Annotated in this window: 11 protein-coding genes; 7 read left to right on the top strand and 4 right to left on the bottom strand. The window is 66.9% G+C overall.

The genetic code is table 11. The features are described 5' to 3' along the window. Positions 1 to 229: 229 nt before the first annotated feature. From dgcN to ACXAJT_RS25950, 3 genes are all read left to right on the top strand, one after another. A complete protein-coding gene (gene dgcN / locus ACXAJT_RS25960; protein WP_475241414.1) occupies positions 230 to 1,231 on the top strand; it encodes an N-acetyltransferase DgcN in 1,002 nt (333 codons plus the stop codon). 91 nt (positions 1,232 to 1,322) lie between these two features. Further along, positions 1,323 to 2,288: an N-acetyl-D-Glu racemase DgcA gene (dgcA, locus tag ACXAJT_RS25955; protein WP_475241412.1), complete on the top strand. Its 966-nt coding sequence runs from the start codon at positions 1,323 to 1,325 to the stop codon at positions 2,286 to 2,288. 117 nt (positions 2,289 to 2,405) lie between these two features. Continuing rightward, complete coding sequence (locus ACXAJT_RS25950) at positions 2,406 to 3,266, top strand: D-amino-acid transaminase (RefSeq protein ID WP_475241408.1); 861 nt, start codon at positions 2,406 to 2,408, stop codon at positions 3,264 to 3,266. 294 nt (positions 3,267 to 3,560) lie between these two features. On the opposite strand, the gene hpbA is transcribed toward ACXAJT_RS25950, so the two are convergent. Beyond that, positions 3,561 to 5,597, bottom strand: a complete 2,037-nt coding sequence (gene hpbA, locus ACXAJT_RS25945) for an N-methyl-L-proline N-demethylase HpbA (RefSeq protein WP_475241406.1) — start codon at positions 5,595 to 5,597, stop codon at positions 3,561 to 3,563. A gap of 161 nt (positions 5,598 to 5,758) precedes the next feature. Here hpbA and ACXAJT_RS25940 point away from each other — a divergent pair, with 161 nt between their 5' ends. After that, positions 5,759 to 6,397: a TetR/AcrR family transcriptional regulator gene (locus ACXAJT_RS25940; protein WP_475241403.1), complete on the top strand. Its 639-nt coding sequence runs from the start codon at positions 5,759 to 5,761 to the stop codon at positions 6,395 to 6,397. A 45-nt stretch (positions 6,398 to 6,442) separates the two neighbouring features. Here ACXAJT_RS25940 and ACXAJT_RS25935 read toward each other — a convergent pair whose 3' ends face one another. The 3 genes from ACXAJT_RS25935 to ACXAJT_RS25925 all read right to left on the bottom strand — a co-directional run bounded on the left by ACXAJT_RS25935 (position 6,443) and on the right by ACXAJT_RS25925 (position 9,921). After that, positions 6,443 to 7,813 (bottom strand): aminotransferase, encoded by a 1,371-nt coding sequence (locus ACXAJT_RS25935; protein ID WP_475241401.1) that lies wholly within the window; start codon positions 7,811 to 7,813, stop codon positions 6,443 to 6,445. Between the two features lie 39 nt (positions 7,814 to 7,852). Continuing rightward, on the bottom strand, positions 7,853 to 9,310 hold the full coding sequence (locus ACXAJT_RS25930; RefSeq protein WP_475241398.1) for an NAD-dependent succinate-semialdehyde dehydrogenase: 1,458 nt from the start codon (positions 9,308 to 9,310) through the stop codon (positions 7,853 to 7,855). A 125-nt stretch (positions 9,311 to 9,435) separates the two neighbouring features. Further along, positions 9,436 to 9,921 (bottom strand): Lrp/AsnC family transcriptional regulator, encoded by a 486-nt coding sequence (locus ACXAJT_RS25925; RefSeq protein ID WP_475241396.1) that lies wholly within the window; start codon positions 9,919 to 9,921, stop codon positions 9,436 to 9,438. 152 nt (positions 9,922 to 10,073) lie between these two features. On the opposite strand from ACXAJT_RS25925, the gene eutB reads away from it, so the two are divergent. Genes eutB through doeA form a run of 3 tightly spaced genes read left to right on the top strand, consistent with a single transcriptional unit; the run spans position 10,074 to position 13,210 of the window. Beyond that, positions 10,074 to 11,048 carry a hydroxyectoine utilization dehydratase EutB gene (gene eutB, locus ACXAJT_RS25920; RefSeq protein WP_475241393.1) on the top strand — a complete coding sequence of 325 codons (975 nt, stop codon included), beginning with the start codon at positions 10,074 to 10,076 and terminating at the stop codon, positions 11,046 to 11,048. After that, positions 11,045 to 12,013, top strand: a complete 969-nt coding sequence (locus ACXAJT_RS25915; RefSeq protein ID WP_475241389.1) for a cyclodeaminase — start codon at positions 11,045 to 11,047, stop codon at positions 12,011 to 12,013. Before eutB ends, ACXAJT_RS25915 begins: the two co-directional genes overlap by 4 nt. After that, positions 12,014 to 13,210, top strand: a complete 1,197-nt coding sequence (gene doeA / locus ACXAJT_RS25910) for an ectoine hydrolase DoeA (protein WP_475241386.1) — start codon at positions 12,014 to 12,016, stop codon at positions 13,208 to 13,210. Positions 13,211 to 13,449: the final 239 nt, after the last annotated feature.

Here is a 13,449-nt window from a genome sequence, read left to right as displayed (position 1 = left end):
CCGCGGCGCCGGTAATCTGACGGTCGGCCCAGAGGCCGTGCACGATTCTTCGGCGGTTGCGGGAAAATGCGCGGAAATTTGGCGCTGGCTTCGCGAACGTCATGGAAATCGAGACGGATTTGCGTGGCATACCGGGCAAAATGAGCGCCGACACACCTCGGGGGCGGCCTGCCACTCACGGAATGCCCGCCGAGACGACAGCAGACACGAACACAGGGAATATATTCACATGATCGAGACGCCGTATCTCCTCTTCCTCGGTGACGCACCCGACGGTCTGGCCGCCAAGGTGGCCCAAGGCATCAAGGACTGGCGCCCCGAGAACTGCGTCGGTCAGTTCCGCCTCGACGGCTGCAAGGCCGACCTGGGCCTCAAGGACATGACCCTCGCCGAAGCCAAGGCCGCCGGTGCCAAGACGCTGGTGATCGGCGTCGCCAACCGTGGCGGCGTGATCTCGCAAGCCTGGAAGAAGGTGCTGGTCGAGGCGCTGGAAGAGGGTTTCGACCTTGCCTCGGGCCTGCACAACCTGCTGCGCAACGAAGAAGACCTCGCCGCTGTTGCCAAGGCCACCGGCCAGACGCTGCACGACGTGCGCATCCCGTCGGTGCAATACCCGATCGCCAATGGCGAGAAGCGCACCGGCAAGCGTCTGCTGGCCGTGGGCACCGACTGTTCGGTCGGCAAGATGTACACCGCGCTGGCGCTGGACGCGGCGATGCGTGAGAAGGGCATGAAATCGACCTTCCGCGCCACCGGCCAGACCGGCATCCTGATCACCGGCGACGGTGTGCCGCTCGACGCGGTGATCGCCGACTTCATGGCCGGCTCGATCGAATACCTGACGCCCGACAATGATCCCGACCACTGGGACATCATCGAAGGTCAGGGCTCGCTGTTCCACGTGTCCTATTCGGGCGTGACCATGGCACTGGTGCACGGCGGCCAGCCCGACGCGCTGGTGCTCTGCCACGAGCCGACCCGCACCCACATGCGCGGCCTGCCGGGCTATAAGCTGCCGACGCTGGAAGCGGTGCGCGACGTGGCGCTGCAACTGGCGCAGGTTGCCAACCCCGACTGCAAGGTGATCGGCGTGTCGATCAACACCCAGCACATGGGTGAAGACGAGGCCAAGGCCTATTGCGCAGAAGTCGAGGAAAGCCTCGGTCTGCCCTGCGTCGACCCCTACCGCCATGGCGCGGATCGCCTCGCGGATGCGGTGGCGGCGCTCTGAGCCATCTGGCACAGTGACCACATCACCCCCGGCGGCGGCGCTGCCGGCGCCGGGGGATTGAGTATTTTTGGAAAGATGAAAGGGGCAGGGTTTGAGCATCGAGGTCACCCGCGACACCTTCAAGCTGGCGCAGGTCTTCACCATCTCGCGCGGCAGCCGCACCGAATCCCAGGTGATCACCGTCAAGATCACCCGCGACGGCATCACCGGTTGGGGCGAATGCGTGCCCTACGCGCGCTATGACGAGACGTTGGACAGCGTCGAGGCGCAGATCAAATCGCTGCCGCAGGATGTGACCCGCGAGGCGCTGCAAGATCTGCTGCCGTCGGGCGCCGCGCGCAACGCCGTGGACTGCGCGCTGTGGGATCTGGAAGCCAAGACCGCAGGCAAGCGCGTCTGGGACCTGCTGGATCTGCCCGCGCCGCAGCCCGAGGTGACCGCCTACACGCTGTCGCTTGCCGCGCCCGAAGAGATGCAGGCACAGGCCGCCAAGAACGCCTTCCGTCCGTTGCTGAAGGTCAAGCTGGGCACGCCCGAGGATCTGCCGCGCCTTGAAGCCGTGCGCGCCGGGGCCCCCGACAGCACCATCATCGTTGATGCCAACGAGGGCTGGACCCCCGAGGTTTACGCCGAGCTGGCACCGCACCTGAAGCGCCTTGGCGTGGCGATGGTCGAACAGCCCCTGCCCGCGGGCGAGGATGACGCGCTGCTGGGCATGGAACGCCCGGTGCCGATCTGCGCCGACGAGAGCTGCCACGATCGCGCCTCGCTGCCGAAGCTCAAGGGCAAATACGACATCGTCAACATCAAGCTCGACAAGACCGGCGGTCTGACCGAGGCGCTGGCGCTGCTCGAGGCGGCCAAGGCCGAGGGCTACGGCATCTTCGTCGGCTGCATGGTGGGCAGCTCGCTGGCCATGGCGCCGGCGCTGATCGTGGCGCAGGGCGCGCAATACGTCGATCTCGACGCGCCGCTGCTGCTGGGCGAGGACCGTGACCCGGCGCTGATTTATGACGAGGCGGGCGTGCACGCCCCCGAGGCGGCGCTCTGGGGCTGAGCCCCGGCGCCGCAGGATCCTGACGGGGGGCCCGCGCCGCTGGCGCACCGCGGGCGGGCTTGACCCCGGCTCCGCTTTCGCGGAACTGAGCGACATCGAATTATGGAGAGAGCTGCAATGCGCACCGTTTACGTCAATGGCGAGTATCTGCCCGAGACCGAAGCCAAGGTGTCGATCTTCGACCGCGCCTTCCTGATGGCTGACGGGGTTTACGAGGTGACCTCGGTGCTGGGGGGCAAGCTGATCGATTTCGGCGGCCACGCCAAGCGTCTCGCTCGCTCGCTGAACGAGCTGGACATGAAGGCGCCCTGCACCGAGGACGAGCTGCTGGCGATCCACCGCGAGCTGGTGGCGCGCAACGAGATCACCGATGGTCTGGTGTATCTGCAGGTGACCCGCGGCGCAGCCGGCGACCGCGATTTTGCCTTCCCCGACCCCGAGACAACCGAACCGACGCTGGTGCTGTTCACCCAGTCGAAGCCCGGCCTCGCCGACAGCCCCGCCGCCAAGACCGGCATCAAGGTGATTTCCATTGAGGACATCCGCTGGGGCCGCCGCGACATCAAGACGGTGCAGCTGCTTTACCCGTCGATGGCGAAGATGGCCGCCAAGAAGGCCGGCTGCGACGACGCGTGGATGGTCGAGGACGGCAAGGTCACCGAGGGCTCGTCGAACAACGCCTATATCGTCAAGGACGGCAAGATCATCACCCGCGAGCTGTCGACCGAAATCCTGCACGGCATCACCCGCGCCGCGGTGCTGCGCTTTGCCAAGGAAGCGCAGATGGTGGTCGAAGAGCGCAGCTTTACCATCGACGAGGCGAAAGAGGCTGATGAGGCCTTTGTCACCTCCGCGTCCAGCTTCGTGATGCCGGTGGTCGAGGTTGACGGGGCGGCGATCGGTGCGGGCACGCCCGGTCCGGTGGCCACGCGCCTGCGCGAGATCTATCTTGAGGAAAGCGTGAAAGCGGCGGTCTGATCGCAGCCGGACGGCGTTGGCTTACGCCTGAGGCGTGCGCGCTGCGCGCCGATCAAGGCGGCCGTGATGCGGGGCATCGCGGCCGCTTTTGCGTCTTCGGGTGCCTGCGTCTTCGTGTGCCGGTGCGCGCGGCGATCCACGCGGTCTGCCCGCCTGTCACGCGGCGCGCCCCGCCTTTTGCCTGCCCGCGCGCTATGCCCTCGGGCAGGGTCTGCTGCAGGGGCAGCAGAACGACGACGAGATCGAGGCGCTGCGCCTGCGCGGGGCAGGCATGGGCGGCATTCCGCGGGCGGCTCAGAGCCCGCGCGCGAGGCGCAGCGCGTCGTAGATCGCCGCGTGGGTGTTGCGCGCGGCCACGGCATCGCCGATGCGGAACAGCCGGAACCGGCCCTCGGGATTGCGCGCGAGGGCCTGCGCGCCGCCGGTCGACAGCGCCTCGTAGTCCACCTCCCCCAGATTGCGCGACAGCGGTTTGAGCCCGAAGTAGAGCTCGTCAAGCGGGCGGGTGCCGTGGTTGACCACCACTTGGTCCACCTGCCGCGCACGGGTCACGTCGCCGTAGTCCGAGCCCAGCGTGGCACAAAGCTGGTTGCCGTCACGGGCGACCGAGCGCAGCCGCCATGTGACGGTGAACGTGGTGTCGCGGCCCTGCAGCGCGCGCATGTAGGGCACGAGGTTCATCGCCATGACCTCTGGCGCGAAGGCGCGGTCGGGGGTGACGATCTCGACCCGCGCGCCGGTGGCCGAGATCACATCTGCGGCCTGAAGGCCGGCGTGATCGCCCGCGTCGTCGTACACCAGCACGTTCTGCGCCGGTTTCACGTCGCCCGACAGGATGTCCCACGCCGAGACCACCAGATCATTGCCTTCGGTCAGTACCTCGGTATGCGGCAGACCTCCGGTGGCGATGATCACCTCGTCGGGATCGGTGGCCTGCACGTCGGCCTCGTCGGCAAAGGCGTTGAAGCGGAAGGACACGCCCAGCTTCTCGCATTGATCGAAGCGCCAGGCGATGATCGAGGACATCTCGCGGCGGCGTTCCTGCAGGGCGGTCAGACGGATCTGGCCGCCGGGCTGATCCGCGGCTTCGAAAACGGTCACCGCATGGCCGCGCTCGGCGGCGACGCGGGCGGCCTCCATGCCCGCGGGGCCGGCACCGACCACGGTCACGCGCTTGGCGATTTCGGCCTTGGCGATCCTGTGCGGCATCTCGATCTCGCGCCCGGTGGAGGGATTGTGCAGGCATAGCGCCATGCCGCCCTGATAGATGCGGTCGAGACAGTAGTTGGCGCCGACGCAGGGGCGGATGTCGTCCTCGCGGCCCTGCGTCAGTTTCCGCACCAGATGCGGGTCGGCCATATGGGCGCGGGTCATGCCGACCATGTCGAGCTTGCCGCTGGCGATGGCGTGGCGCGCGGTGGCGACATCGGGGATCTTGGCGGCGTGGAAGGTGGGGAACTTCGTCGCGGCGCGGATCTCGCCGGCGAAGTCGAGGTGCGGCGCGCCCTTCATGCCCTGAATGGGGATGACATCGGTGAGGCCGGGATCGGTGTCGATATGGCCGCGCACCACGTTGAGGAAGTCGACCAGCCCGGAGTCCTTCAGCTTTTGCGAGATCGCCAGACCGTCGTCGCGACTGGTGCCGCCGGGCAGGCATTCGTCGCCGGTGTAGCGCACGCCCACGATGAAGTCCTCGCCGCAGCGGGCGCGGATGGCGCGCAGCACGTCGAAGCCAAAGCGCAGCCGGTTGTCGAGATCGCCGCCGTAGGGCGCGTCGAGATCATTGGTCAGCGGCGACCAGAACTGATCCATCAAGTGGCCATAGGCTTCGAGCTCGATGCCATCGAGACCGGCGGCCTGCATGCGTTCGGCGGCCTGCGCGTAATCCTCGATGACCCGCGCGATGTCCCAGTCTTCCATCTTCTTGGGGAAGGCGCGGTGGGCGGGCTCGCGCTCGTGGCCGGGGGCCAGCACCGGCAGCCAGTCGCCCTTGTCCCAGCGGGTGCGGCGGCCAAGGTGGGTCAGCTGGATCATCACCGCGCAGCCCTCGTCATGGCACTCCTGCGTCAGCTTGCGCATCCAGCCCACGACCTCGTCCTTCCACGCGAGGATATTGTTGAACACCGGCGGGCTGTCGCGCGAGACGGACGCCGATCCGGCGGTCATGGTCAGCGCCACGCCGGCCTTGGCGCGTTCGACGTGGTAGGCGCGGTAGCGGTCCTTGGGCATGCCGTCTTCGGGGTAGGCGGGCTCGTGGCTGGTGATCAGGATGCGGTTCTTCAGCGTCAGGTGTTTCAGCTGGTACGGCTGCAAAAGCGGATCGTTCGACATGCGCGGTGCCTTCATTGAGTGGGATGCCTGCGCGCCACAGTTCCAGAATGTGCATACCTGTCAAGAAATAGTTCATCGGTGACCAATCCTGCGGATGAACTTTCTGGACAGTAATGCACATTTTGTAGACAACTACGGGGCAGACAAGCAGGGCAGCGACCATGACCGACACTACTACGCCCGACCGCGGCTGGCGCGGATCGCAGGATGTCTGGCTCGACGCGGCTTATGAGGCGTTGGTCGAGAAGGGCGTCGATGCGGTGAAAATTCTGCCGCTGGCCAATGCGTTGCAGCTGTCGCGGACAAGCTTTTACTGGTTCTTCAAGGACCGCAAACAGCTGCTCGGCAGGCTGCTGGACCGTTGGGAGGACAGCACGACCGGCGCGCTGGTGGCGGCGAGCCGCGAGTATGCGGCGACCGAGACCGAGGCGATGCTGAATGTGATCAGCACGTTCCTGTCCGACGATCTGTTCGACACCAAGCTGGAGATCGCGGTGCGCGCGTGGGCGCAGCAGGACCCGGAGGTGCTGGCGCGGCTGCAGCGCGCCGATGCGGAGCGGCTGGCGGCGCTACGGGACATGCTCGAGACATGGGGGCATGGGCCCGAGGATGCCGACGTGCGGGCGCGGACCATCTATCTGGTGCAGGTCGGCTATATCTCGATGCGGGTGGAAGAGCCGCTGGCGGAGCGGCTGGAGCGGTTTCCCAGTTACGTGGAAATCTACACCGGAAAACGCCCGCCGCAGCAGGAGATGGACAGGTTCATGGCGCGCATCGGCTATCGCGGCGGCCTGTCGTGAACGGTTGGCACCGCGCGCTTTGGCGCGCGGTGCCCAAGAGCGATATCAGCCCAGAACGCTGGTGATGGCATCCTTGGTGACCGAGACGATCTTGTCCGCCTCTTGCTTGGTCAGGCACAGCGGCGGTGCGAAGCCGAGGATGTCGCCCTGCGGCATGGCGCGCGCGATCACCCCGCGTTCGAGCATCGCAGCGACGACTTTGGCGCCTTTTCCTTCCGCGGCGTCAAAGAACTTGCGCCCGTCACGTTCGGCGACCAGTTCCACCGCGCAGAGCATGCCCTCGCCGCGCACCTCGCCGACGTTGGCGTGCTCGCCCACCGCCTCGCGCATGGTGTTCACCAGATAGGCGCCGGTGGTCCCGGCGTTTTCGACCAGACCCAGCTTGTCGATCAGTTCGAGGTTGGCAATGCCGGCTGCCGCGCCGATCGGGTGCGCCGAGTAGGTCCAGCCGTGGCCCAGAACACCGTATTCGTCAGTGCCCTGACACAGCACGTCCCACATGCGCTGGCCGACGATCGAGGCCGAAAGCGGGGCGTAGGCCGAGGTCAGGCCCTTGGCCGAGGTGATCAGGTCAGGCTTCACGCCGTAGTGGTCCGAGCCGAACATCGAGCCAAGACGCCCAAAGCCGGTCACCACCTCGTCGACCACCAGCAGAATGTCGTGTTTGTCGAGCACCTTCTGGATCGCCTGCCAGTAGCCCTCGGGCGGGGGCACGATGCCGCCGGTGCCCAGAACGGGCTCGCCGATGAAGGCGGCGATGGTGTCGGCGCCTTCGCGCTCGATCAGCGCTTCCAGTTCCGCGACGCAATGCGCGGTGAAGTCGGCCTCGGACATGTTCAGGTCGGGGCGGCGGAAGTAGTAGGGCGCTTCGGTGTGGATCACCTGCGCCAGCGGCAGGTCGAACTTCTTGTGGAACAACTCCAGCCCGGTCAGCGAGCCGGTCATCAGGCCCGAGCCGTGGTAGCCGCGCCAGCGCGAGATGATCTTCTTTTTCTCGGGGCGGCCAAGGATGTTGTTGTAGTACCAGATCAGCTTGATGTTGGTCTCGTTGGCGTCCGAACCGCCGAGGCCGAAGTAGACCCGCGCCATGTTCTCGGGCGCGCGGTCCATGACCATCTTCGACAGGGTGATCGAGGCCTCCGAGCCGTGACCGGCGTAGGCGTGGTAATAGGCCAGTTCATGCGCCTGTTTGGCGATGGCCTCGGAGATCTCGGTGCGGCCGTAGCCGACGTTGACGCAGTAGAGCCCGGCGAAGCCGTCGAGCAACTGGTTGCCGTCGCGGTCGGTGATGTGCACGCCGCTGCCGCCGGTGACGATGCGCTGCGGGCCTTCGCCGCGGGCAAACTGGCCGAGGTTGGTCGAGGGGTGGAAGAAGTTCTCGCGGTCCCATTTGGCGAGTTGGTCGTTGGTCAGCATGTCGTCTCCTTGGGTATCCTGTTGGGTCTGCGGGAGGCGTCAGCCCCAGTCGCGGCAGACGTATTTGATGTCGGTGAAGGCCTCGAGGCCCTGCCGGGCGCCTTCGCGGCCCAGCCCGGATTGCTTGGTGCCGCCGAAGGGGATCGGCGCGCCGGTGACCTTGGTGCGGTTGACCGCGACCATGCCGAACTGCAGCGCGCGGGTCAGGCGGTAGATGCGGCGCGGGTCGAGGCTGTGGACATAGGCGACGAGCCCGTATTCGGTGGCATTGGCGCGGGCGATCACCTCCTCCTCGTCATCGAACACCGTCAGCGGCGCGACCGGGCCGAAGGTTTCTTCAGACATGATCGCCGCGGCGTCGGGCACATCGGCCAGCACCGTCGGCTTGTAGAAGAGCTTGCCGAGGGTCTCATCCACGTCGCCGCCGGTGAGCAGCTTGGCGCCCTTGGCGACGGCGTCCGCCACATGCGCCTGCTGCTTGTCGATGGCGCGCTCGTGGATCAGCGGGCCGATGTCGGGGTCATCCATGCCCTTGCCGAGAGTCAGCGCCTCGACCGCCTTGGTGAATTTCTTGCAGAACTCGTCGTAGACGGGACGCTGGATGTAGAAGCGGTTGGCGCCGAGGCAGTCCTGCCCCGAGGTGGCGAACTTGGCCTTGATCGCTTCGGTCACCGCGCGGTCGATGTCGGCGCCCTTGAAGACGATGAAGGGGGCATGGCCGCCAAGCTCCATCACCAGCCGTTTCACGGTGTCCGCCGACTGGCGGTAAAGCAGGCGGCCGACTTCGGTGGAGCCGGTGAACGACAGCGCGCGGACCCGCTTGTCCGAAGTCCACTCGCCGACGATGGCGGCGGCATCGCCGACCACCGTGTTGACCACGCCGTCGGGGAAGCCCGCGCGCTGTGCAAGCACGGCGAGCGCCAGCGCCGACAGCGGGGTTTCGGCAGAGGGGTGGATGACCACGGTGCAGCCGGCGGCCAGCGCGGCGGCGGCCTTGCGGGTGATCATCGCGCTGGGAAAGTTCCACGGGGTGATCAGTGCGGCCACGCCCACCGGCTCGCGCCAGAGCTCCATCTCGGCGTCATGCAGGTGGCTGGTAACGCCCTCGATGTTCGGGCGCAGCGCCTCTTCGGCGTAGAACTGCACGAAGCTGGCGGCGTAGTCGATCTCGCCGCGTGCTTCGCTGATCGGCTTGCCCTGTTCGGCGACCATGATGCGCGACAGGTCTTCCTTGGCTTCCATGATCAGCGCGTGCCAGCGGTGCAGGATCGCGGCGCGGTCTTGCGGCAGCGTGGTGGCCCAGCCGTCGAAGGCGGCATCTGCGGCATCCACCGCCATCCGCGCGCCACGCGCGTCGCTGATCGACACCTGTGCAATCAGCGCGCCGGTGGCCGGGTCGCGGACCGCGAGGCGGCCTTCGCCGGCAAAATCCCCTTCGCCGGGCAGCAGGCCCGGATCGGTAAGTCCGAAAGTCGGTCGGTTTGACAGATCGCTCATGCTTGCGCACCTCCTTGATGGGGCAAGCATGACGCAGCACGGGCAGAGATTTTTCGGGAAGTTTCCTGCCGGGCAAGAAATTTTCTCTGCGTCGCGTGCTGGCGGCGGAGAAACTCTCTGCCTTTCTAGGTCTGGCCGCGCAGCAGCCCCAGCGCGGGCGGGTCGCTCTTCACCGGCTTGGTGACGATATAGCTGTAGTAGCGCCGCACCCCGGCGCGGCTTTCCAGCAGCCCGTCCATCAGGTCCTGAAAGGTGGCGACATCCGTGGTAACCACCTGCATCAGATAGTCATAGCCGCCCCCGATGGCCCAGCAGCCGGTGATTTCATCCATCCGCGCGACGGTGCGCTCGAACAGTTGAAAGCTTTCGGCGCGGTGACTGTCGAGCTCGACTGTGACGAAGACCTGCACATGCGGTCCAAGCGCGGCGAGGTCGATCTCGGCGCGGTAGCCGGTGATCAGCCCAGCCTTTTCCAGCCGCTTCATCCGTTCCCAGCAGGGGGTGGGCGAGAGATTCACCCGCGCCGCCAGTTCCGTCTTGGCGATGCGGCCCTCGCGGCTGAGCGTGGCGAGAATGGCGATGTCTCTGGTGTCGAGGCGGCTGCTGTCCATCCCTCGCTTGTTCCGGCGATCCGCGGGTTTGTCAATCATCGCAGGGGCGGGGCCGGCGTGTTGCACGTTTGTCGGGCGTCTCTGGCCGGGCCGCGGGGTGGTGTCTGCCGCAACGCTGGACATCGCGAACCTCCTGAGCGACGGTCGCCGCAATGAACGAAGGTGCGCAGATGTTGGGGATGGAGGACGTCGCCGCGGCGGCGGAGCGGATCAGCGCGATGATCCGGCATACACCAGTGAAATCCTCTGCCAGCCTGTCGGACCTGGCGGGCGGCCCGGTCTGGCTGAAATGCGAGCATCATCAGGACACGGGCGCCTTCAAGCTGCGCGGCGCGTCGAACGCCGTCGCGCGGCTGGGTCAGGTGGCGGGGGTAACCACGGCCTCGACCGGCAACCACGGGCGGGCGCTGGCCCATGCGGCGGCGCAGCTTGGCCTTCCAGCGGTGATCTGCGTGTCGCGTCTGGTGCCGCAGAACAAGCTTGACGCGATCACGGCGCTGGGGGCCGAGGCCCGCGTCATCGGCGCCAGTCAGGACGAGGCTTTCGAAGAAGCGCGTCGGCTCGAGGCGCAAGAGGGCTTTGCCCTGATCCCGCCCTTCGATCATCCGGATGTCATCGCCGGGCAGGGCACGCTGGCGCTGGAGATGCTGGAGCAAGTTCCCGAGGCGGCGGCGCTGGCGATCCCGCTGTCGGGCGGCGGGCTGCTGGCCGGTGTGGCGCTGGCCGCCAAGGCGCTGCGGCCCGACATCCGCATCATCGGCATTTCCATGGAGCGCGGCGCGGCGATGGCCGCCAGCCTTGCCGCCGGGCACCCGGTCGAGGTGGAAGAGATGGAGACGCTGGCCGACTCGCTGGGCGGCGGCATTGGCATGGAGAACCGCCTGACCTTTGCGCTGTGCCGCGATCTGATGGACGCGCTGATCCTTCTCACCGAAGACGAGATCGCCGCGGGCATCCGCCACTTGTCTGTGCGGGACGGGGAAACCGTCGAGGGCGCGGCGGCGGTCGGGGCAGGGGCGATCCTTGCCGGCAAGCTGCGCGCCGAGGCCGGTCCGCTAGTGCTGCTGCTTTCGGGCGGCAACATCGACCCGGCGCGCCACGCCGCCATCGTGGAGGCACAAGCATGAGTGACATACGCATTCTGCACGAGGCCGATCTGCGCGCCGCCGTGGCGCTGGATGCCAAGGCCATTGATGTGGTTGAGGCGGCCTTTGCCACGCTCGCGAAAGGCGGGGTGGAGATGCCGCCGATCCTGTCGATGCATATGCCGGATGTGAACGGCGAGTTGGACGTGAAAACCGCCTATGTGCCGGGCCTGCCGGGCTTTGCGGTGAAGCTCTCGCCGGGGTTCTTCGGCAACCCGGCCAAGGGGCTGCCCTCGACCTCGGGGTTGATGGTGGTGCTGTCGTCGCAGACCGGGCGGGTGCAGGCGGTGCTGCTCGACAATGGCTATCTGACCGACGTGCGCACGGCGGCTGCGGGCGGTGTGGCGGCGCGGCACCTTGCCCGCGCGGACGCCAACCGCGCGGCGATCTTCGGGGCGGGGCTGCAGGCGCGGATGCAATTGCAGGCGCTCTGTCTCGTGCGGCCGATCCGCGAGGCGGTGATCTGGGCGCGCGATCCGGCCAAGGCCGAGGCGCTGGCCGCCGAGATGACCACGTCCGAGCTTTTGGTGCGCGCCACGGCCGACGCCGCCGACGCCGCCGGGTTTGCCGATGTGATCGTCACCACCACCCCGGCGACCGATCCCATCCTGCGCGCCGACTGGCTGCGCGCCGGCCAGCATGTCACCGCCATGGGCAGCGATCAGTCGGGAAAATGCGAACTGGAACCCGCTTGCCTTGCCCGCGCCGATCTCTACGTCGCTGATCGTGTCAGCCAGACGCGCGAGATGGGCGAACTGCGCGCCGCGCTCGCCGCCGGCTGCGCGCCCGCCCCGGCGGAGATCCCGGAACTGGGCGACATCCTCATCGGCCGCCATCCCGGCCGCAGCAATCCGGCGCAGATCACCATCGCCGATCTGACCGGCACCGGTGTGCAGGACACCGCAATCGCAACCCATGCGCTCGCCGCATTTTCAAAAGAGGCCTGAATGCCCGAACTCCAACGAACGCCAGAGCGCTACACGACCGAGGAATACGAGGCCCGGCTGGTCAAGATCCGCGCCCGCATGGAGCGCGACGGGCTCGATCTGCTGATCCTCAGCGACCCGTCGAACATGGCTTGGGTCGCAGGCTACGGCGGCTGGTCGTTTTACGTGCACCAATGCGTGCTGGTCGGCCCGTCCGGCCCGCCGGTCTGGTTTGGTCGCGGTCAGGACGCCAATGGGGCCTACCGCACAGTCTGGATGCAGCCCGAGCACGTCATCGGCTATCCGGACGAGTACGTACAGTCCACAGAACGCCACCCGATGGAGTATCTCTGCGCCAAGCTCGCTGATCTGGGCTGGGACAAGGGCACGATCGGCGTCGAGATGGACAACTACTGGTTCTCGGCCCGCGCCTTTGAGCGGCTGACTCACGGGCTGCCCGATGCCAAGCTCAAGGACATCACCGGGTTCATCAACTGGCAGCGCGCGGTGAAATCGGACAAAGAACTCGAATACATGCGTCAGGCCGCGCGCATCGTCGAGCGCATGCACCACCGCATTGCCGACAAGGTCGAGGTCGGCATTCGCAAATGCGATCTGGTGGCCGAGATCTACGACGCCGGTCTGCGCTATGATGAATGGTACGGCCATGGCGGCGACTACCCGGCGATCGTGCCGCTGCTGCCGTCGGGCCCCGACGCCGCCGCGCCGCATCTGACGTGGGACGACCTGCCGATGAAGTCGGGGGAGGGGACCTTCTTCGAAATCGCAGGCTGCTACCAGCGCTACCACGTGCCACTGTCGCGCACGATCTACCTCGGCAAACCGCCGCAAGAGATTCTCGACGCCGAAAAGGCGGTGCTCGAGGGGATGGAGGCCGGGCTGGAAGCGGCCCGCGCCGGCAATCTGTGCGAGGACATCGCCAAGGGCTTCTTCGGCACGCTCGAAAAATACGGTATCGAGAAGGACAACCGCGCGGGCTACTCCATCGGTCTCAGCTATCCGCCGGACTGGGGCGAGCGCACCATGTCGATCCGCCGCGGCGACAAGACCGAGCTGCAGCCCGGCATGACCTTTCACTTCATGACCGGCCTTTGGATGGAGAGCTGGGGGTATGAGACCACGGAATCGATCGCCATCACCGACGGCGCGCCCGAGGTCTTCTGCGACATTCCCCGCAAGATGCTGATCAAGGAGTGAGCCAAGCCCGCCGCGCCGCCGCTGGACAGGCGGCGCGGCGGGCCTAGCTTCCTAAAAAACAGGCCTTCACGGCCCGGTCGAACGGCTGACGCCGCGTCGACCCAGAAAAAGATCCAGAAATCTGAAAAAACCGCTTGCGGGTCCGGGTGGGTATCCGTAAAAGCCCCCTCACCGGCGGCGCTGAGGCGCTGATCGGGGCGCCAGACGGGGCGGCGGCGAGGCGGCAAGCTGAGCCAGCG

This window comes from Salipiger sp. ABF4_146, assembly GCF_056161345.1.
Note: the sequence above shows the minus strand (reverse complement) of the source record. Positions and strands in the feature narration are given on the sequence as shown.

Bases quoted from the DNA above. Each gene is read 5' to 3' on its own strand.
- dgcN (WP_475241414.1), top strand. From the start codon at position 230: ATGATCGAGACGCCGTATCTCCTCTTCCTCGGTGACGCACCCGACGGT.
- ACXAJT_RS25930 (WP_475241398.1), bottom strand. From the start codon at position 9,310: ATGAGCGATCTGTCAAACCGACCGACTTTCGGACTTACCGATCCGGGC.
- ACXAJT_RS25915 (WP_475241389.1), top strand. From the start codon at position 11,045: ATGAGTGACATACGCATTCTGCACGAGGCCGATCTGCGCGCCGCCGTG.
- eutB (WP_475241393.1), top strand. From the start codon at position 10,074: ATGAACGAAGGTGCGCAGATGTTGGGGATGGAGGACGTCGCCGCGGCG.
- hpbA (WP_475241406.1), bottom strand. From the start codon at position 5,597: ATGTCGAACGATCCGCTTTTGCAGCCGTACCAGCTGAAACACCTGACG.
- ACXAJT_RS25925 (WP_475241396.1), bottom strand. From the start codon at position 9,921: ATGGACAGCAGCCGCCTCGACACCAGAGACATCGCCATTCTCGCCACG.
- ACXAJT_RS25940 (WP_475241403.1), top strand. From the start codon at position 5,759: ATGACCGACACTACTACGCCCGACCGCGGCTGGCGCGGATCGCAGGAT.
- ACXAJT_RS25950 (WP_475241408.1), top strand. From the start codon at position 2,406: ATGCGCACCGTTTACGTCAATGGCGAGTATCTGCCCGAGACCGAAGCC.
- doeA (WP_475241386.1), top strand. From the start codon at position 12,014: ATGCCCGAACTCCAACGAACGCCAGAGCGCTACACGACCGAGGAATAC.
- ACXAJT_RS25935 (WP_475241401.1), bottom strand. From the start codon at position 7,813: ATGCTGACCAACGACCAACTCGCCAAATGGGACCGCGAGAACTTCTTC.